The sequence below is a fragment of the Methanolapillus ohkumae genome (genome assembly GCF_032594355.1).
GTDB classification, from domain to species: domain Archaea; phylum Halobacteriota; class Methanosarcinia; order Methanosarcinales; family Methanosarcinaceae; genus Methanolapillus; species Methanolapillus ohkumae.
The window spans coordinates 1,075,940-1,095,441 of sequence record NZ_CP131061.1 but is presented as its reverse complement, the minus strand read 5'-3'; the positions used below and the strand labels follow the sequence as shown (position 1 = coordinate 1,095,441).

Here is a 19,502-nt window from a genome sequence, read left to right as displayed (position 1 = left end):
TTTTTAAAAAACCGGTCAAATCGGACCGGTCTCTTTTACAATCGAGCGGATGCCGTACATGCGGATTTTGTCTTCGACGTGTTTGAAGGTGTCTTGGATAATTCCGGCGGCCGGCTTGGATGTTTTTTGAAGGAAGGACTTTATGAGGATTCCGATAATAAATGGGAGAGCCATGACGATGATGCTTGGAGAAATCTTTTTGTGGTAAATGAGAAGCATGTCGATGATCGTTAATGTGGAGAAGATGAGGATTCCTGCAATCGTTGTAATTTCTTGAGGATTTTTTTCGGGGAATACTTGGATGAAGAGGTAGGTTATTCCTCCGGTAAGAAGGGAGCCGATGAGGAAAAGGGCGAGGAAGTAACCAGCTGTTATTATTGATTTTATGAGGAGATTTTTCATTATAGACCAACTCTTTTGTTATATTTTAAGTGTTGTATATAATTTTTTTGGATGATGGGCAATAATGGTGAAAACTTTTGGACTTTATATGAATTAAAAAATAGAAATGGTTTTTGGGGATTAACAAGATTGAAATAATTATAGTTCTTTTCTTCAATAAAATAAATATGGAAGATTAATAAATGCAACTCTCAAAAATAGAAATTAAGAATTTCCGGTCGATTAAAGATTTGACTATAATTCCAAATCCAAGATGTCAGGTTTTTGTTGGAATAAATGAAAGTGGTAAATCAAATATCTTAAAAGCAATTTCATTATTAGATAATAGTAAGAATGTAAATCATGATGATATTCGTTATGAAAAGGAAGACGAACTTATCGATGAATCTTATATATGTTTTTATTTCAAATTAAATATAAACACAGCAAAAAAAAATTTTAAAGATGCCCTTTCTAAGACTGTTGGGTCTAATGCATTTGATTCAACTTTAATAGAGGTTATTAAAAATCAAGAAAATTCTATAATTGAAATAATGCTAAATACAGATACTTATGCTCGTAGGGATTTAAAAAGTTCTGAAACAAAAATAAACTATTATTCGACTCTTTATAATTCTTCTTATCTAAAAAATACAGAGGGTGAATTACTCAAAGAATTGGTACTTTATTTTTACAGCTTATTGGCAGATTCAGTTTCCAAATATGTCTCTGAGAATGTCCCTGAAATTATTTATTGGAAATATGATGAAAAATATTTGCTTCCAAGTAGTATCAATTTATCTCAATTTGAAGCAAATTCATCAATTTGTCTCCCTCTCCAGTCAATGTTTTATTTAGCAGGATATAAAAATATAAATGAAGCTTTAGCAGATACACGAAATGGTCGTAGGAATGCATTAGAAAATCTTTTGAAAAAGGTTGCACAAAAAAGTACAAAATATTTAAACGATATCTGGCGAGATTATAAACATATAGAATTTTCTTTGTCGATGGATGGTGACAATTTAAATATTCGTATTCAAGATGAGGAAAATAAATATGATTGTGACCAACGAAGTGACGGCTTCAAAAGATTTATTACTTTCTTATTGGCATTATCAGCAAAGGTAAAGCATGGAGAAATTCAAAATGCAATCATTATCGTTGATGAACCTGACATCGGTCTTCATATTTCTGGTCAAAAATATCTGACAGAAGAACTTATAAAGATGTCTGAAAAAAATCTTGTATTCTATTCAACTCATTCAATTTTTATGATTGATAAAAGTCAACCAAACCGCCATTTTATTGTCGAAAAATCCAAGGAAGAAACAATCGTAAAACAAGTGGATAAATCAAACATCACTGAGGATGAAGTTATTTTCAGAGCATTGGGTTATTCGGTTTTTGAAACTTTAAAAATGAATAATTTAATCTTTGAAGGTTGGTGGGATAAAAGAGTATTCGATATTGTTTTATCTTCCAAAGACTCAAGAATACCAGACAATTTAAAGGAGTATGGGAGAACTTTTGCAAATGGTGTTTCAGACATTGCGCCAATCGCAAAGATATTGGAACTAGGAGATCGAAATTATTTTGTAATTAGTGACTCTGATAAACCGGCAAAAGAATCGCATAAAAAATATGAGGAACAACAAAAATGTCTCGGTGCATGGTATGAATATGAAAACTTGGTTTCTGGTATGTATACACTTGAAGATTTCATATATCCTCAATCTTTTAAAAATTCAATTGAATATGCAATAAAAAACCATCCAGAATTAACAGAAAAATTCGACTATCAAACATTTTCAACAACCAGATTTAAGAGATTGGAATTTATTGAAAAATGGGTTATTAAATATACTAAGGATAGTAAAGTAAAAAAAGATATTTTGGCGGAAATCAAAAGTAATCTTTATTCAAACATTTCAATTTCGGATATTGAAGATTCATATTATGATTTATTGATCAAATTAGATGAAAATATTGAAAAATATGAAAGGGCATGAGAATTATTTTTCATTCTCTCGTCCTTTCCAATCTCTCTTTCAAATATTCCTGCAATTCCGAATCACGACAATAAACATAACATCCTTTCATGCCCCTTGACATTAAAATCTTATAAACATTGGAAACCAAACGCGTCAATTCCAAAGGTTTTTCTTTTAATCCTTTTTTTCCAACCATATCTTTGTAATCGTTATAGGATGCATAGATCTCTTTCGTTTCCGGATTGAATTTCAAATCATTTCCGACAATAATTCCGACATAATCGAATTCAAGCCCTTGTGATGTGTGAACACAACCGATTTGGTTGACGCCGTTTTCATCAATGGCCCATGTCGTTGTGGACCGGCTGTTCCACGGCATTTTAAAATCGCATTCTGAAATAATGACGTCTTCGATTTCTCCATTTTTGTTTCCTTCTTTTTCAGACGACCATTTCCAAGCATAACCGGCCAACATGCGGGCTTTGTATCCTTCATAATTTTTGGCTTTTACCATTTCCAACAAATCATTTGGATTGTCTGCGATTTTGAATTCAAAAGCCGCTTTGTCCCAGCCATCAAAATTGGCGGTGTCTTCAATTTGCAAAACCGTTGTCAGCCAATTCATAAATCCTTCGGCGCCGGAACACCGGAATTGAGCTTTGAGTTCGATTTCCTCAATTTCGGAATTATATTTTTGAGCGATTTCTCGAATCGCTTGAACAGAACCGATGTCTTCCGGCCGAATTTGCTGGGAGTCGTCGACAAAAAACACGTTGATTCGGGAGGCTTTTATGATATCTTCGATTTGATTTTCTCCCTGATATTGATACGCGCCGGCTTTTTTCAGGCGGTGTGCTTCATCCACAATTAAAACGTCGAACACATTTTCTTGAGTGTTATAGAATTTGGCGGAACCGGAAAACAAATTTCGAATCCGGTTTTTATTTTTGGGAATTTGTTGGGTCAGCATTTCCAAAAGAACATTTCTAAAAGCAGCATTTGGAGCGACGAATTGAACATTCATTTCGTTTTTCAACAATTCTCCCAAAGCATTCATGGAAATGACGGATTTGCCGGTTCCCGGACCGCCAGTCACAATAATTGTTCTTTTCTTGTTGTCGTCCTTTTTTGCGACATTGACGATTGTTTCAAAAGCAACCTTTTGTTCGTCAATCAAAATGAATTCGCTGTTTCCCCGAAACAAACCGGAAACGTGGTCGATTAATTTCTTTGACGGCTTGATTTTGCCGTTTTCAATTCGGTAGAGAATCTCCATTCCTTTGCCCCGCCCGACATGGCAATAAAGGAAATCTTCCAGCATTTTGTAATCGTCTCTTAAAAAAACAGGGGCTTGGCGGATGCATTCCGCATATTGGGGCAATTTTAACGGCTCGGGATTCTTTTCTTTGTAGTTATGTAAGTAGGAACATGAATGTGATTTGATGTTTCCTTCATAAACGGCCGTGTTCATGTCGTGAATCATTTGTTGGTAAGACCAGGCTTGGTAAGAGGGGTGTGCTGCTTCGCGCACCGCTTGCCCGACAAAAGTTTTGACAATATCTTCCTTCTCTGTCGGCTCCGCCGAATCCCATTGTTTTAATTCAATGATGACAAAATTGTCTTCTTCCTCTTTGTTTTGTCCGGAAAGAATGAAGTCGACGCGCTTACTGGATGTCGGAATATTGTATTCAATCAAAACACCGCAGTCATCGGCAACGTTTGATCCATCGACAATTTGGGACATGAATTGCATGGAGTTATTCCATGATCTTTTTTCAGAAGGAGACGGGTTCTTTCCAAAACAGTCGACAAACGAATTTTCAATTTTGTCGACGATTTGGAAGCTTTTGATGTCTTTTTTGAATCCGGTGACGTTGCTGCTGTATAAAATCATGAAGAATCACTTTATGGAAATAAAAACAATTTTTGCATTCAATTGTTTTTATTTTATAAAATGATTTGGAATTGAATCTGATTTTATTTATAATGAATTTATACAAAAAGTTTTTTATAATCATATATATTTTTAACATTTAATTTATCTTTTATTTTTGAGGGCAAAATGTCACTCCAAAAAAAATAGTTTGATTTATCTGGTGGTAAACTTAGTATCATTGAAGTAAGTGCTTTGAATGGCTAGGTGCGCAACTGCTTTGATGATTATTTTGTTCAAATTTGTTCTGGAAATTCATCTTCTAATCTTGAATTTGTAAAAAAAGAAGTTAAAAATTTATTCCATAATAAAGATGAAAAATGGAGATGTGGGGCAATTTCTGAATTTTTTATTCATTTGTATCTCAATAACGTAGGTTTTAAGCAAGAATTTCTTTATTTAAATATGGAAGAAGGATCCATAAAAAAAGGGTTTGATGGTTATTATTCTTTGAATAATAGTGAATGGATTATGGAAAGTAAATCTGGAAGTCACAAAAAAACTCACAATGATAAAATAAAAGAAGCTTATTCTGATATTAAAAATAAAGTTTCTGGAAATACCCCCAACAATCCCTGGAAAAATGCATACAATCATGCGTGTCACTGCGATGTAGGAACTGCAGAAGACATCAAGAAAAATATCAAATCTTTATCTGATTCTTTTATTAATAAAAGTTTTTCTACAATTGATCAATTTAATATTATTCCGTGTGCTACAATATTTTATCATAGAGGTGGCATTCCAAGAAGTGAAGCAGATATAATCAAGTCTGTTTGTAACACCAAATTGCAGTGCAACAGATTGCATGTAATATGTGTAAATCAGAAATCAATAGACATCTTTTTAGAATACATAAATTTATCAGAGCTAAACAATGGATAATAATAGCATCATTCAAGACTTCAAAAAAAATAAGTTTTATGAAAAATCAATTAAAAAATTGATTTTAAACGACAACGATATGACAAGTAATGAAAAGACATTCCTATTAAGTTGTGCTATTCTTTTGATCAAAAAATATCAACTTGATAACAGATATACAAGTTATATGGAGCTTGCATATTACATAATTTTAAAGTATTCTATAAATTATTCTGATTATGAGCCGCTTTATGATTTTTCTGTTAATTTTGGCTTTTATCCTATTGCTCAATCAATAACAAGAACTGATTTATTTTTTTTAAAAAGTATAAACCATAATTTAATTCGTAGTCAAATTGATTCTTTGTATGATCATGAAGGAATTATCGAAACCTTTGAACAAAAGAAAATTCGAAATGGAGTTTTAGAATCTTCAAATAATGAGATTAGTTATATAGCACCAACTTCGTTTGGAAAGAGCACTATCATTATTGAACATATAATCTTAAATTCTAAAAATAATGATAAAATTGGGATTATTGTTCCAACAAAATCACTACTGATCCAGACATATAGGAAAATTAAAGAGGCAAAATTAAATTATAAAATTCTGATTCATGATGATATGTATAATTCAGAAGAACGTTTTATTGCAATTTTTACTCAAGAACGTGCACTAAGATTAATGGGAAAATCCGAAGTAATCTCATTTGATATTCTTTATGTAGATGAAGCTCATCTCTTGTTGGATAAAGACTCAAGATCTGTCCTCTTGTCTCGATTATTAAGATTAAATAAGATGCGTAATAAAAAGCAAAAAATAATTTATTTGTCACCATTAATTTCTGACAGTTCTAATCTTAAAATTAATAATTCTGAAATCCCTGAACCTAAAGAATATAGGATTCGTTTTAATATTAAAGAACCTGAATATTTTGAATACAGGACCGATAAATCAATTCATAAATATAATCGATTCACAGACACATTTTATGAGATCGGAACTCAAGAAAATATGTGGGAATACATTTTAAAGCACAAAACGAGTAAAACTTTTATATATTTATATAGGCCACAAAAAATAGAACAATTTTCAAAGGAATTATGTGGCAAGATTGAGGACGTAAGTAAATCTGAACAAATACTTGATGTAGTTGGTAACCTTCAAAAGTATGTACATCCTGATTTTTATATTATTGATTATTTAAAAAAAGGAATAATATACCTTCATGGAAAAATTCCAGATAATGTAAAAGAATACTTAGTTTCTAAATTTATTCAAATTCCGAATATTACATTTCTTGTTGCCAATCATGTCATTTTAGAAGGCATGAACATGCCAATAGATTCTCTTTTTATTCTTAGTGTTAAGGATATGAATAAAAAAGATTTAACAAATTTGATTGGTCGAGTAAATCGTCTTGACCAAATATTCGGTTCTCAATCGATAAATTTAGAAAAATTAAATCCTCAAATACATTTTGTAAATAGTGATGCATATAATCGAAAAAAAGGAAATATGTCTAATAAAATTAAAGAATTAAAAACAAATATAATTACAGATGATGTAAAAAATCCCATCCTTAAAAAAGAGCCGGATAAAACAGATAAAATAATTATAGATAACGAAGAATCATTTTTCTCAAAATCTAATGATCCGAAAGAACAATTAAAGAAAAAAATGCTGGAATTAGGAATGTTTAACATATATATCATTACTGATTCCCTCTGTGATGATATTTATATCCGAATCCATAATATGAAAAATAATTATATGCGCGATTCAATTCATATAATGGATAAAATAAGAATAATTTTTGTTTCCAATTTGAAAATAGAAGACAAAGAATTTAGCCGATTAGATAATGATCCGGCAATTAATTATTATAAAATGTTTCTGGAAAATAGGCATTACCCACTGAGTTATAAAATTAATAAAAATGTAAGTTATTTTCAAAAAAGGCAACTGACAGAAAAAGCCTATTTATATATTGGGGAAAGTTTTGGCGAAATATCTCTTGGTGGGGGTAAAGAGGTGTATATCGATTTGAAAGGAAAAACAAAAAAAGAATTAGTCAATATTTCAATTATTAAGCAAAAAATAGAGGAGGATTTTGTAAGTTTTAAATTAAACATGTTTGTTCAATTGTTATTTGATTACGATATAATCCAAGAGTCGGAATATAATGAAATTTTGTATGGAACCAATGACCCCAAAAAACTAAATTTAGTTAAAATGGGTCTAACAATTGATATTATCAATAAACTAATTAATGATAACCAATTAGGAAATATAATTCGTGATGAAAATGGTAATTTTAGTGGAAATGATGATTTTTTAAAATATGCTGAATTTGCTGATGATTTCTATAAATTTGAATTGAGTAAAATATTATTATGAGTTTATTTCTCTCCTTCTTCTTTCCTCCACTTCTCATCCCTCACAAACCCACCACTCTCACCCCTAAAAAAAGCCGCTCCAACCTCCTCTCTAAGAAATTCAATAATCCCCACATCATAATTCGCAATCGTATTCAACGAATAAACCCCCAAATTCAAAGAATCCCCTAAATATGAATCAGTTTCATCCCCTGCAAAAAACCGCCACCCGCTGTCTTCCGAATCACCCGATTCCTCGCGGTACATAAACCCGACACGAAAACCGTCCACCACAATTCGGTCAGTTGCGATGCAGCCCATCGGACCGTCCAAATCCAACAATTTTTTCATTTCGGATGCCGGAATTTTGTAATTCTTTTTTCTTCCGGGCGCCTTTGGGTTTTCAACTTTGCAAACATTGCGGCGGCTGAGGTTGACGACATGATCAAAAAAGTCCGCATCGTTCACGTCATCGCCCCAAAAAAGACCGGTGAGCGCTTCTGTCCCATTTTCGTTTTTGTAAATCATCTCGTCTTCATAAATCGGAATCATCTGGTAGAAATTAATTTCATCGCCGTTTGGAAGCGTGCAAACATGGCCGTTGTCGGTGTACGGATTTAAAAGAAGAACGCCGGAAAGATTTGTATTTTCGGCAAACGGGCCGCCGTTTGAGACCGTGTGTCCCCAACCGAGCCACGTGTCGCTTTCAATCGGCAGGCGGGCGAGAATTTTCAGAAAACGCAGCGGCCAATACCATTTCTCGTCATCACTTTGAAGGTTCCAATCCGCCGGCAGGGTGACCATTATTTCCGCGCGCTTGAGTTTCATGTCGTCGAGTTCTTGGGGCACATTCATGAGATGCGCGCCCATGCCGGTTGTGACGAGCGTGTAAAAGTCCCGGCCGGCACCGTTGTCTGGCGGAATCACGCAAATGTCGACGTGAATGTCGGGAGAGACAATCTCATGAAAAACAGATTCAAACGGACCGAAATATTGTTCGATGTGGGCTTCAACCGCATTTATTTCATCTTCTTCGTAAAGCTCGGGCGAAAATTCGCTGAATTCGTCGTTTTTTTCGCCCTTCATCTCCTTTGTCATAAACCAATCAATAAGCCCAACCTATTTAATTTATTTTATTTTTTTGATTTTTTGACAGGATTGTTTTTTCTTTTTCAACGAAAACATTCCTCCTTCATGACCGGCTTCGCCGGTCGTGAATGGAGGAATCAGAAAACGTCCGGTAAAGGAATTCAATCAAAAAATAAAATGTATGAAATTGCTGCCGGAAAGATTGATTTAATTCTTCACAATTCAATACGAAAGCAATCCAAAAGTTAAAGTTCAAGTGGATTTGGATGGATATTTTTGAGAATTCAGTATTGTAAATCAAGAATGGATGATGTTTCCCTATCTTTCACCTTTTTTGTATTTGAAGTGGTATGATAAAATAAGATTCTATTTATATTCGATTTCTCATTACTTTATATTTCAAATCTCATTACTTTATATTTCAAATCAAAGTAAATTTAAAAAATCACAAATTAAGGAGACATTTTTTTGTTTGGAAAACTCAAAGAAAAGCTTCAAGGTTTTACAAAATCCCTGAACAAAACGATTGACGAAAAGGCGGTCGAGCTCGACAAACCCGAAGTCGTCAAAACAGAGGAACAAATCCTCTTGACAACGGATACAACAACGGACACAAAAACCGTCCCCAACAATCCAGAAGAAATCATTTCAGAAACGATTATCGAAGAAATTATTATCGAAGAAGAGGAGTCCGGAGAAGTCTTTATTGAAGAGACAATCACGGATGAAATTGTTGTTGCCGACCCCCAAAAACATGAGACCGGCAAAGACGTGAAAAAAGAAAAGGAGAAGGAAAAGGAAAAAGTCGGTTTTTTCGGACGCGCCAAAGCCCTTATTTTTGACCATGAAGTCATTCTCGATGCCGACGACTTGGAAGGCCCGCTCATGGACCTTGAAATCGCGCTGCTTGAAAGCGATCTCGCGCTGTCCGTTACGGAAGCGATTGTGGCATCCGTTAAAGACCAGCTGTCGGGCACACGCAAAAAATTCGGGAAAAATACCGGAAATATCGTCGAAGAGGCGCTCAAGACAGCCATCCTTGAAGTCATGTCCGCCAACGTTTTTGACTTTGACGAATTTATCGCGTCTAAAAAAGGAACGACGGCACACATCGTTTTTGTCGGCATCAACGGCACCGGAAAAACGACCAGCATCGCAAAAATCGCAAACCGCCTTCAAAAACAAGGAAAAACCGTGACGATCGCCGCCGGAGACACGTTTCGCGCAGGTGCCATTGACCAAATCCAAATCCATGCCGACCGCCTGGGCGTTAAAGTCATCCGGCACCAGGAAGGATCCGACCCGGCCGCCGTCATTTATGACGCGCTTCAGTATTCCAAAGCCCACAAAGTCGACGTCCTCCTTTCGGATACCGCCGGCCGTATGCATACCAATGTCAATTTGATGGCGCAGCTTGAAAAAATCTGCCGGGTCGGCCTTCCCGATCTCATCATTTTTGTCGACGAGGCGACCGCCGGAAACGATGCGGTCGAGCGCGCGTCGCAGTACAGCGACGCTGTCGCCATCAGCGGCACCATTCTCACAAAATTGGACGCCGACTCCAAAGGCGGCGCCGCGATTTCCATCGCCTACATCACGCAAAAGCCGATTCTCTTCTTCGGTGTCGGCCAAAACTATGATGATTTGATGAAGTTTGACGCCGAATGGTTCGTGAACAAAATTTTTGAGGATTAAAATGATTCCGTCACCGGAGCGGTTTTTACAGGTTTTGGAAGGGCAGACCGACATTTTGGTTCCAAACGAAAATAATTCAATCCCGACCGCTTCCGCCTCCGTCTTTTACAATCCGGAAATGGAAATGAACCGCGACATCAACGTCGCCGCGACATCTGTTTTTGTTCAAAAATTAATTGAACGAAAAGGATTCGAACGGGAAAACATCCGGTATTTGGACGCATTTTCCGCTTCCGGCATCCGTGGTCTTCGAGTTTCCAAAGAAACCGGAATTTCGGTCGTTCTCAACGATATCAAACCGGAAGCCGTCGAACTTATCCGGCAAAACATTTCCCGCAATGATCTTGACCGGACCGCTGCCGCCATCTGCGAAAATGCCAACATTCTTTTGCACCGGGAAAAATTTGCGATTGTTGATATTGACCCGTTTGGAACCCCGTCCCCATTTTTAGATGCTGCCGCCGCGTCCGCCACATTTTTGCTCGGCGTGACCGCGACCGACACTGCGCCCCTATGTGGCGCGCATTTGAAATCCGGCGTCCGGAAGTATTCATCCGTTCCGCTGAACAACGAATTCCACAGCGAAATGGGGCTTCGTGTTCTTCTCGGGAGCATTGCCCGCGAAACCGCGAAATATGACAAAGGAATCCGCCCCTTGTTGTCGCATGCGACCCGCCATTATGTGCGGGTTTACGCCGAAATTCTTCACGGCGCGAAAAACGCGGACAAAACCGTCGAACACATTGGATTTTTGGCATGGTGTCCCGCCTGCGGCTCACGTGAAACCAAAACCGGCCTATCTGTTTTTCTGGATGAGAAGTGTCCCAATTGTTTCAAAAACCGTAAAATCGCCGGTCCCGTTTGGCTGGGTCCGCTTCGGGAAACAGAATTCTGTGACGCGGTTGTTGCGGAACTAGACCGTCTCCCGCTGAATAAAAAAGAGGCCGCTAAAAAATTGGTTGTCACCTGCAAAAACGAAGCCGACCTTGCGTTTTTTTATGACCAGCATCTCTTTTGCGAAGAACTCAAAATTTCGGCGCCACCAATTGATCCCTTTTTAGAAAAATTAAGAGCGGCCGGTTTTATCGCGACCCGGACGCATTTTTCGGGAACCTCCTTTAAAACAGACGCGCCGGCAGACGTAATCAAAAAGAAATTGCTGGAATAATTACTTTTTATTTTTTTGTTGTTTATTGTTTGTTGTTTATTGTTTATTGTTTGTTGTTTATTGTTTATTGTTTGTTGTTTATTGTATTTTATGCCGCCACAGCGCATATTATGACTGAAAATTCTAATTTTTCAACAAAAATGCCGACCGGTTTTTATTTATGGTTCCATTTTTTTGCATCCAATTTTATATGTTTTATATATTATCTCTCTATTTTTATTTAATATGAATAATCCTTTATTATTCTTCTTTTAAGTCTTCTGCTCTCATTTTTTTAAAAAATATGCCATTGAAAAATGTTTATATATAAAAGTCTCATTTATTTCTTATCTCTCAGTTTATTGTTGCGTTTATTTGCGGTAAACTGACAGTCCATTTCAAAGAGGAATTATTATGCAAATGAAAAAAACTTTAATGCTTCTTTTGGCATTGGTTTTGCTCGTTGGCGCCGTCGCAATTTCCGGCTGTGTCGATGATGAACCGGCTGCCAACGGAACCGACAATAAAACAAATGAAACGCCATCCGAACCTGCAAACGTGACCCCATCCGAACCCACAAACGTGACCCCATCTGAGCCCACGAACGTGACCCCGTCCGAGCCGGCCAACGTTTCCTCCGGCGAAAAAGTGGTTGTTCAAAACCAATCCGAATTTGACGGAACCGCCAAACACTTGGTTGTTGCCAAAGACCGGAAATTTTCCGTAAGCAGCGTCAACATCAGCAAAGGTGAAACCGTCCGCATCTGGAACAGAGAAGATGTCAACTTCGCGCACATGTACCACTCCGAAGAAGGCGCTTTTCCTGACACCAAAGTCAACATTAAATACGATGTTTATTTCACATTTAACGAACCCGGAACCTACAAGATTGATATCTACAATCCCAACACCGGAGAACCCTACCCGACCAACGCGGTTTTGACCGTGAAAGTCTCGTAAACAAAACACGAAATAAATAAAAAACGATAACAATACCTCAAAAACAGGAATAGGTGTAAAACAAAAACAGAAAAAAAATGGAAAAAAGATTAACAATAGAAAATAAACTAATAAACAAAATAAACAAAATAAACAAATATTTCAGCAGCGATTGAGGAACCTTCATGAAAATGATCTATTCAAAATCATTTCTCTTTCTTTTTTTAATTGTTCTCTTCCTTTCCGTTGCCGGCTTCTCCGGCTGTGTTGGCAATGATGCCGACACATCCGGTTCCGATAAAATCACCGGGGATTCGGTGAAAGTTTGGTCTGCATCCGGTTTTGAAGGAGAGCCGGACCAAACGGTTTTGGCAAAAGGCCGGCAATTTGTCGATACGTCCATCACCATTCAATCCGGTGAAACCGTTCGTATCTGGAATCGAGAAGTTTCAGCACACTACGATCATCTTTACCATTCGCAAGAAGATGCTTTTGACGACATTTATGTGAAAGCTTTGGGAGATACTTTTTTAACTTTCAACAAACCCGGAACTTATCACATTGATTTGAACAATCCGGCAACCAATTCCTATTACAGTACAACCGGAAATACCACATTAACGGTGACGGTTACCAAATAAATCACACGAATCATTTTATTTTTCTAAAAAGGAGTTAAGCTTCATGAAAATGACAGGAACGAAAACTTTGTTGGTTCTGTTTACGCTTGCGGTTCTTGTGCTCGCGGTCGGCATGTCCGGCTGTGTGGACAAAACCAATGACACCAACGCAACGAACACATCCAACACAACCAATACCACGAACACAACCAACACCACAAATACAACCAACACCGGCGCGATTACCGTCCAAAAACCGGAAGAATTCCCGGGCGACAAGGACAAAGCCATTACCATGCTCAACAAAAATCGCCAGTTTGCGGCCGGCGAAAAAACAGTTAAAGTCGGTGAAACTCTTCACATGTGGAACCGGGAAGATGTGTCTCCTTACAAACACCTCTACCACTCCCAAGAAGGCCTTTTTGAAGATGTTCAAGTTAACCCGAGATATGAACTCTACATAACTTTCAACAAACCGGGAACTTATCACTTTGACCTGTATAATCCGGACACCGTTGAATTTTATGACACAACCGGAAACAGAACGTTGACGGTGACGGTGACAAACTGATATGGATTTTAAATAAAATATAAAACGGATAAATAAGAAGAATGGCTTTTTGTTTTTTCAATAAAAAGCCATTATCTTAATAATTGTATGACTCTAATCGTTTTTTAAACTTTTAATCTTTTTTTTCAAGAACGACTTTTCGAATGCCTTCTCCCGGCATAATTGTATATCCGCCGTTTTCATCCTTAAACAGTCCTAAAAGAACTTGTTCTCCAATTTCATATTCCCAGGAATTTGGTATCATTTCATCGCACATGACAACATTTTCAACTTGTCCGCTGTATAATCGGACTTTGATTTCTTTTGGACCACAATTTTTAACCCATTCATCTGTTGTGAAAATGACATCCGTATAAATGTAATCTCCTTTTGTAAAGAGAATCGGATAATAACAACTTCCTGTTTCGTTTCCTGCTATTCCTGTTCCATATTCGGCATTTTTCGGCTCTTTTCCATCCGGTGTTGACCATTGGGAAGGTTCTATTGTTTTTATGGTTGCATAGACGATTAAATCGGCTTTTTCTTCAATATTTATTTGAGTGTAATATGCTGGATCGACAATCGGACCAAAATGTTGAACTCGGGAATAAATAATCGTGTCACCCTATGGCAATTTTTCCGAATTGGTATTATATTTCACAGTCGGTTTTGAATAAGAATATTGAAGTTTTTCTTGTTCCATTATTAAACCGGATTCATTTGCCTCCAATAAACTCATTTCATTATTATTTACCGGATAGGCTGCCGTTTTTTCATTTTGACTGGATGGATTGTCGACGCATCCGGGTGCAAAAACAGATGCAAGAACTATGATTCCTAAAAGTATGATTTTTAATTTCATATCTATCTCTGTCAATTTCTGTCAATTTCTATCAATTCAAAATATTTTTAACAACTATCCAATTCCTTAAATACTATAAAACTTATTTTAATTTTGTAATTTTTATAATAAAGGTGATATGATGAAACGCATGAAATATTTCACATTTTTACTCATAATTTTTGCTGTAGCTGTTGGAATTTGCGGTTGCGTCGACGATTCCGCCAACAACACAACGCCCGCTAACAACACAACGCCGCCTGCAAACAATACGACACCGCCCGCAAACACAGCACCGCCCGGTCCCGGTCCCGGCTCGGTCACGGTTTCTCGCCCCGGCGAATTTACCGGAACGCCTGTGCAAACGATTTTGGCGGAAAACCGCGAATTTTTGACGCACAACACCTCCATCTCTGTTGGAGACACTCTTCACATTTGGAATCGGGAAATGGATATTCCTTACAACCACCTTTACCATTCGGAAGAAAATGCTTTTGAGGATGTCAAAGTGGATGCCAAATACGAAATCTATTTCACGTTCAACCAGCCCGGCGTTTACCATATTGACCTTTACAACCCGGACACAGGAACATTTTATATGCCGGACGGCGGGGTTTTGACGGTGTCCGTCACCTAAAATCCCTCTCCTCCTCTTTTTATATTTTATTTTTTTTAAACAGCCTGCGGTTTAGTTGAAAATTTATTCAAAAAAGTGTTGCCGTCGCGCGCATGCTGCCGGAATAAATTTTAGAAATAATAAATGGTTTTCTCTTTCTCTTTTTCTTTTTCTTTTTTCTCGATTTATGTTTGTCAAAACACATATTTTCCATGAAACATATTTAAACAGAGAAACACTTTTGTCTTTAACAAAACTGATTTTGAGGATTTTCATATGATGTTGAATGATTTGGAAAAATTATTATTTCAGGAAAAAACCTGTCTTTCCATTCTTTTTATTTATGAAAAAGAGGTGACATACATTTCGGAAGTGGCGGAAAATATTGATTCGACTTTTTCCCATACCAATAAAATCATCAAGAAATTGGATGAACTCGGATTTATTTCCACGTTTTTCGAAGGGCGGACGCGCTTTCTTAAACTGACACCCAAAGGCTATTATTATGCGCAGCATTTGACAAACGCTTACAAGATCGCTGTTTCCAATGAATATTTTGAATTTCCGGAAGGATACGCGCCGGTGCGAAAAGCGGAAGAAAAAACAATGGAGTTGCCTGCTCATTCCTTGGACACCGACACAGGAATAACGTATGAGGCGGTTAGTTTTCATAAAAAAGAGAACCGGGGGATTCGGGAAAAAAAGGTTTATGTCGGCCCGCTCACATTAGACGACCGGTTGGAGATTTTTTGCGGGAATATTCAAGACATTTATGAGGAACAAACGATGGCGGAAGCCGATTCTGGTGTTCTTCTCCGAAAATTAGGACCTTATGACCGGGAACTTAAAATGATTGGAAAAGAAATCGAACAGATGGAAAATCCGGACCCGAAATTGGTAAAAACATATAGGGTTGCCGTTATGAAATATTCTTTCTACTTGGGAAAGGAATATGAAAAATAATGGAAAAATAAACAATATTGGGAAACAATATTGGGAAATAAACAGTATCCGAAAATAACTTAAAAACAATGTCTGAAGGATTAAAATATGATTATTGAATTATTACAGCCGGTTTACGGTCATCCGGAAAACGCGAAAAACGCATTAAAAGCGTTTATAGATACCGAATTAAAAGATTTGGATGTCTCTTATGACATTCTTCCTAAGGGAAAGCATTTCTCAATTTCACTTTCCGGCGAAGATGAAGAAGTTTGTGCGAATTTTTTGTACAACGCTTTTGGAAAGCCGCTTCAAAAATCGGATATCGTCCCCGGCGAAGTTTACAAAGGCTATATTTCCAAAATTGAACCGGAACAAATTCACATCCAGGCCGGATTTGAAACGGTGATTCCGGCGTCTGCGTTGAGCGTTCTTGGGACCGGAAACGCCGAGCAAATCGCGGCGCGGTTTGGAATGATTCCCTATCTCTCCATCACGTTTACAATTCCTGAAGAATCCAAATTTGCTCTTTTTTCAAAAGAGCAAATCGACCAATGGTGGACGTGGAAAAAATCGTCGACCGACAGGATTTTTGTGAACAACGCGACGCGTTCCCAAGTAAAAGCGGCGATCAAGAAAAAAAAGCACGGCCGGGATGTTTACGGCGTGGAAAAGTTGGGACTCATGGAATCAGTGATTGTTTGTACGGAAAAAACGGACGGTCCCGGAATTGTCGCATCCATCGGAAAACTGTTGTCATCGCAAATGGGCGTCATGATCGGGTCAAAGAAATAACGAAAAGTTAAATAACATAAAGCTTAAAAATTATGAAATTATTCAATCAATATTGATATCGGATTGAAATCCGAATTGAATTTTTGAATTGAATTTTTGAATTGAATTTTTGAATTGAATTTTTGAATTGAATTTTTGAATTGAATTTTTGAATTGAAATCCCAGATTTCATTTATTGATTAAAACATGCAAACCATCCCGAAAAATCAGACGCTTTCGCGTCTGATTTTCTCGGATTAATAATTATGATAAGAAGTGAGTGGCACACAGCCGCAAATTGTAAATTTTAAAACACAGCTGAAAACTGTAAATTTTAAAACACAGTTGCAAATAAAATACGGCCAAAATTCATAATCCATCGGAGGTCTCCAAATGAACACAAATCAGACGAACAAAATTCTCATGGTAATTGCGCCTGAGCGTTTTCGGGATGAGGAATTTTTCCGTCCTAAAGAGGTTTTTGAAAAAAATAACTTTGCGGTGACGGTTGCTTCGACAAAACTTGGGGTCGCCCAAGGTGCCAAAGGTGGTTCTTACAAAGTGGACGCAACCCTTCAAGATGTCAAAGCCGATGACTATGACGCGATTGTGATTTCCGGCGGTGCCGGCTCAAAAGCATATTTGTGGAACGACAAAACCCTTCATGCGCTTTTAAATGACGCTTACTCCAAAAACAAAATTGTCTCCGCGATTTGTATTTCTCCGGTGATTTTAGCCAAAGCGGGTCTTTTGTCCGGCAAAAACGCAACCGTTTTTAATGATTCCGACGCGATTGCCGAAATGAACGCCGCCCGTTCGAAAATAAATCCGGAACACGTTGTCCGGGATGGAAAAATCATTACCGGTGACGGTCCGGAGGCTTCTTACGATTTCGGGGAAGAAATCATCAAAGCTATTTTGGAAAACGCATAAAAATGAATCCGTTGATTCATTTTTTGTTTTTTTCTGTTTTTTTCTGTTTTTTCATTTCTGATTGTTATTTTTTGTAAATCCGGTAAGCAAAAACACCGCCGGTTAAATTGATCAGAAGGATCAACGCGGCAACCACATATTTATTTGTAAATACCGTTTTGTTCCATCCAAAATCCGTTCCCGAGGGGTTTGGTTCGGACTCGGATGAAGAATCCACTCCAGATTTTGAAAAAATGGATTTTTGAACGTATTGCGTTGCATTCAAAACCGTATCTTTTTCCATGAATATTTGGCATTCCGTTTGCGTATATTTTTCATTTTGAGCGGTCCACATCACCTTGTAATTGCCGGGAGACAGTCCTGAAATCGAATATTTGGCGTATCCCGATGCGGTAAATATTTCAGTACCATCTTTTAAAATCCGGACGTTTTCCGGTTTTGAAAATTCAATTGTGAGCGTTGGTTTTTCTTTGGCCGGCAAAACCTTTCCTTTGGAAAAACGCGGAGCTGTGCCGATTCCAAACAAAGACAAAAAGGTCGGCGTGATGTCCTCTTGTCCGGTTTCGGCAGCGTCGATGACACCGGATTTCACATTCGGCCCCCAAATGATGAACGGAATGTTTGTCGCTTCTTTGGTTTTGGCATACTTTCCGGAACTGTGTCCGCCGCCCTTTTTGTCCAATGTTTCAAAAGACATGCCATGGTCGGCGGTAATCGCTAAAATGAAATTGTTTTTTTTGCATTGGTTGAACAATTTTTCCATATCCTTATCCAAACGCTCCACCGCATCCAAATATGCGTAATATCCGCGGTAATGTCCGGTGGAATCAACCGCGCCGACACTGATGACAATCACAAACTTTTGGCCGGGGTACTTTTCCATCACCGACAAAGCGGCGCAGGCGGCGTCAAGCGCATGGCGGTTGTATCCGGCATATTTGTCGCCTGTGTCTTTGGAAGACACGTAAGAAGATGCGTTGTTTTTGAGTTTTTCAAATTCAACTTCGATTTCCCGAATCATTTTTTGCCGGACCGCTTTTTCGGCGGTTGAGTTGTCGCCGTCTCCGCCTCCTTCGCCTTTGTCATTCCGCTGAATCGTGAAATTCATATTGTTGACGGAATTCGTTTCATCATACAGAATGAGATCGAATTTTTGTCGCATGGATGCAAAATCGCCGCGCTGCATAACACCGATGCACAAAAATCCTTCATCTGCAAAAACGTCCATCAAGGTTGAACCGGCGTACCCAACCATTTCAGAGTCGGCCGCTGTATTTCCGGCAACGATGGTGGAGTGTCCGAGTTCAGTGACCGGATGCGGGGATTTCATGAGCGAAATCCGATACCCGTCCCCCCAAATCCGGGGAAGGGTTTTGACAAGAGCGTGGTTTCCGGTTTCATTGGTGAGCGTTCCGGCGGTCAATTCCGGATAAATATAATACGATCCCATTCCGTCGACAATGAGTAGGACGCCACCTTGTGGAGCGGAGCCGGACAAATCGGTGGAATAGCTGTCAGAGGCGGCAGCACCGGCGGTATTCAAAGCAAACGGTATGGCAAGCAAAAATAGAAACAAAACCACGAACAAAAACAAGGCCGGAAAAATCAAACGAATTGGTTTTTCCGATTTGCTTTTTTTGTTTGTTTTATTTGTTTTATTTGTTTTATTTGTTTTATTTGTTTTGTTTGTTTTGTTTTCTAAAAACGTATTTTTGTGAATAAATTGATTTTTTTGTGACATGAAACAAAGCAGAATCCCCATCTTTATAAATAATTTGGAATTTTAAAAATCAAACAATTTAAAT

The 19,502-nt window shown here is 37.7% G+C and carries 19 protein-coding genes; 13 read left to right on the top strand and 6 right to left on the bottom strand.

Features of this window, described 5'->3' with window-relative positions; genetic code table 11:
- Positions 1-15 precede the first annotated feature (15 nt).
- Positions 16-402: a hypothetical protein gene (locus MsAm2_RS04760; protein ID WP_338097121.1), complete on the bottom strand. Its 387-nt coding sequence runs from the start codon at positions 400-402 to the stop codon at positions 16-18.
- Positions 403-584: 182 nt separating this feature from the next.
- Here MsAm2_RS04760 and MsAm2_RS04755 point away from each other — a divergent pair, with 182 nt between their 5' ends.
- Positions 585-2,393, top strand: a complete 1,809-nt coding sequence (locus tag MsAm2_RS04755) for an ATP-dependent nuclease (RefSeq protein ID WP_338097120.1) — start codon at positions 585-587, stop codon at positions 2,391-2,393.
- Between the two features lie 10 nt (positions 2,394-2,403).
- On the opposite strand, the gene MsAm2_RS04750 is transcribed toward MsAm2_RS04755, so the two are convergent.
- The gene (locus MsAm2_RS04750) at positions 2,404-4,269 is read right to left on the bottom strand and encodes a DUF2075 domain-containing protein (protein ID WP_338097119.1); all 1,866 of its coding nucleotides are present in this window, start codon (positions 4,267-4,269) and stop codon (positions 2,404-2,406) included.
- Between the two features lie 246 nt (positions 4,270-4,515).
- On the opposite strand from MsAm2_RS04750, the gene MsAm2_RS04745 reads away from it, so the two are divergent.
- Both MsAm2_RS04745 and MsAm2_RS04740 read left to right on the top strand, forming a co-directional pair.
- Positions 4,516-5,193 carry a hypothetical protein gene (locus MsAm2_RS04745; RefSeq protein ID WP_338097118.1) on the top strand — a complete coding sequence of 226 codons (678 nt, stop codon included), beginning with the start codon at positions 4,516-4,518 and terminating at the stop codon, positions 5,191-5,193.
- Positions 5,186-7,573 (top strand): DEAD/DEAH box helicase, encoded by a 2,388-nt coding sequence (locus MsAm2_RS04740; protein WP_338097117.1) that lies wholly within the window; start codon positions 5,186-5,188, stop codon positions 7,571-7,573. Before MsAm2_RS04745 ends, MsAm2_RS04740 begins: the two co-directional genes overlap by 8 nt.
- Positions 7,574-7,575: 2 nt before the next feature.
- On the opposite strand, the gene MsAm2_RS04735 is transcribed toward MsAm2_RS04740, so the two are convergent.
- The gene (locus MsAm2_RS04735) at positions 7,576-8,649 is read right to left on the bottom strand and encodes an immunity protein Imm33 domain-containing protein (protein ID WP_338097116.1); all 1,074 of its coding nucleotides are present in this window, start codon (positions 8,647-8,649) and stop codon (positions 7,576-7,578) included.
- 96 nt (positions 8,650-8,745) lie between these two features.
- Here MsAm2_RS04735 and MsAm2_RS04730 point away from each other — a divergent pair, with 96 nt between their 5' ends.
- The 6 genes from MsAm2_RS04730 to MsAm2_RS04705 all read left to right on the top strand — a co-directional run bounded on the left by MsAm2_RS04730 (position 8,746) and on the right by MsAm2_RS04705 (position 13,612).
- Positions 8,746-8,889 carry a hypothetical protein gene (locus tag MsAm2_RS04730; RefSeq protein WP_338097115.1) on the top strand — a complete coding sequence of 48 codons (144 nt, stop codon included), beginning with the start codon at positions 8,746-8,748 and terminating at the stop codon, positions 8,887-8,889.
- Between the two features lie 219 nt (positions 8,890-9,108).
- A complete protein-coding gene (gene ftsY / locus MsAm2_RS04725) occupies positions 9,109-10,335 on the top strand; it encodes a signal recognition particle-docking protein FtsY (protein ID WP_338097114.1) in 1,227 nt (408 codons plus the stop codon).
- Position 10,336: 1 nt separating this feature from the next.
- Positions 10,337-11,503, top strand: coding sequence for a tRNA (guanine(10)-N(2))-dimethyltransferase (locus MsAm2_RS04720; RefSeq protein ID WP_338097113.1), 1,167 nt, complete (start codon positions 10,337-10,339; stop codon positions 11,501-11,503).
- Between the two features lie 393 nt (positions 11,504-11,896).
- Entirely contained in the window at positions 11,897-12,442 is a 546-nt protein-coding gene (locus tag MsAm2_RS04715) for a cupredoxin domain-containing protein (RefSeq protein WP_338097112.1), read from the top strand.
- Between the two features lie 164 nt (positions 12,443-12,606).
- Positions 12,607-13,062 (top strand): cupredoxin domain-containing protein, encoded by a 456-nt coding sequence (locus tag MsAm2_RS04710; RefSeq protein WP_338097111.1) that lies wholly within the window; start codon positions 12,607-12,609, stop codon positions 13,060-13,062.
- Between the two features lie 43 nt (positions 13,063-13,105).
- Complete coding sequence (locus tag MsAm2_RS04705) at positions 13,106-13,612, top strand: cupredoxin domain-containing protein (protein WP_338097110.1); 507 nt, start codon at positions 13,106-13,108, stop codon at positions 13,610-13,612.
- A gap of 112 nt (positions 13,613-13,724) precedes the next feature.
- Here the strand turns inward: MsAm2_RS04705 and MsAm2_RS04700 are convergent, their stop codons facing one another.
- Positions 13,725-13,856 (bottom strand): hypothetical protein, encoded by a 132-nt coding sequence (locus MsAm2_RS04700; protein WP_338097109.1) that lies wholly within the window; start codon positions 13,854-13,856, stop codon positions 13,725-13,727.
- Between the two features lie 360 nt (positions 13,857-14,216).
- Positions 14,217-14,453: a hypothetical protein gene (locus MsAm2_RS04695; RefSeq protein WP_338097108.1), complete on the bottom strand. Its 237-nt coding sequence runs from the start codon at positions 14,451-14,453 to the stop codon at positions 14,217-14,219.
- Between the two features lie 121 nt (positions 14,454-14,574).
- Here MsAm2_RS04695 and MsAm2_RS04690 point away from each other — a divergent pair, with 121 nt between their 5' ends.
- The 4 genes from MsAm2_RS04690 to MsAm2_RS04675 all read left to right on the top strand — a co-directional run bounded on the left by MsAm2_RS04690 (position 14,575) and on the right by MsAm2_RS04675 (position 17,697).
- Positions 14,575-15,069, top strand: a complete 495-nt coding sequence (locus MsAm2_RS04690; protein WP_338097107.1) for a hypothetical protein — start codon at positions 14,575-14,577, stop codon at positions 15,067-15,069.
- Between the two features lie 255 nt (positions 15,070-15,324).
- Positions 15,325-16,011, top strand: coding sequence for a hypothetical protein (locus MsAm2_RS04685; RefSeq protein ID WP_338097106.1), 687 nt, complete (start codon positions 15,325-15,327; stop codon positions 16,009-16,011).
- An 87-nt stretch (positions 16,012-16,098) separates the two neighbouring features.
- On the top strand, positions 16,099-16,785 hold the full coding sequence (locus MsAm2_RS04680; RefSeq protein WP_338097105.1) for a DUF2110 family protein: 687 nt from the start codon (positions 16,099-16,101) through the stop codon (positions 16,783-16,785).
- Positions 16,786-17,157: 372 nt separating this feature from the next.
- Positions 17,158-17,697, top strand: coding sequence for a DJ-1/PfpI family protein (locus MsAm2_RS04675; protein WP_338097104.1), 540 nt, complete (start codon positions 17,158-17,160; stop codon positions 17,695-17,697).
- Between the two features lie 64 nt (positions 17,698-17,761).
- On the opposite strand, the gene MsAm2_RS04670 is transcribed toward MsAm2_RS04675, so the two are convergent.
- Entirely contained in the window at positions 17,762-19,438 is a 1,677-nt protein-coding gene (locus tag MsAm2_RS04670; protein WP_338097103.1) for a sulfatase-like hydrolase/transferase, read from the bottom strand.
- Positions 19,439-19,502: the final 64 nt, after the last annotated feature.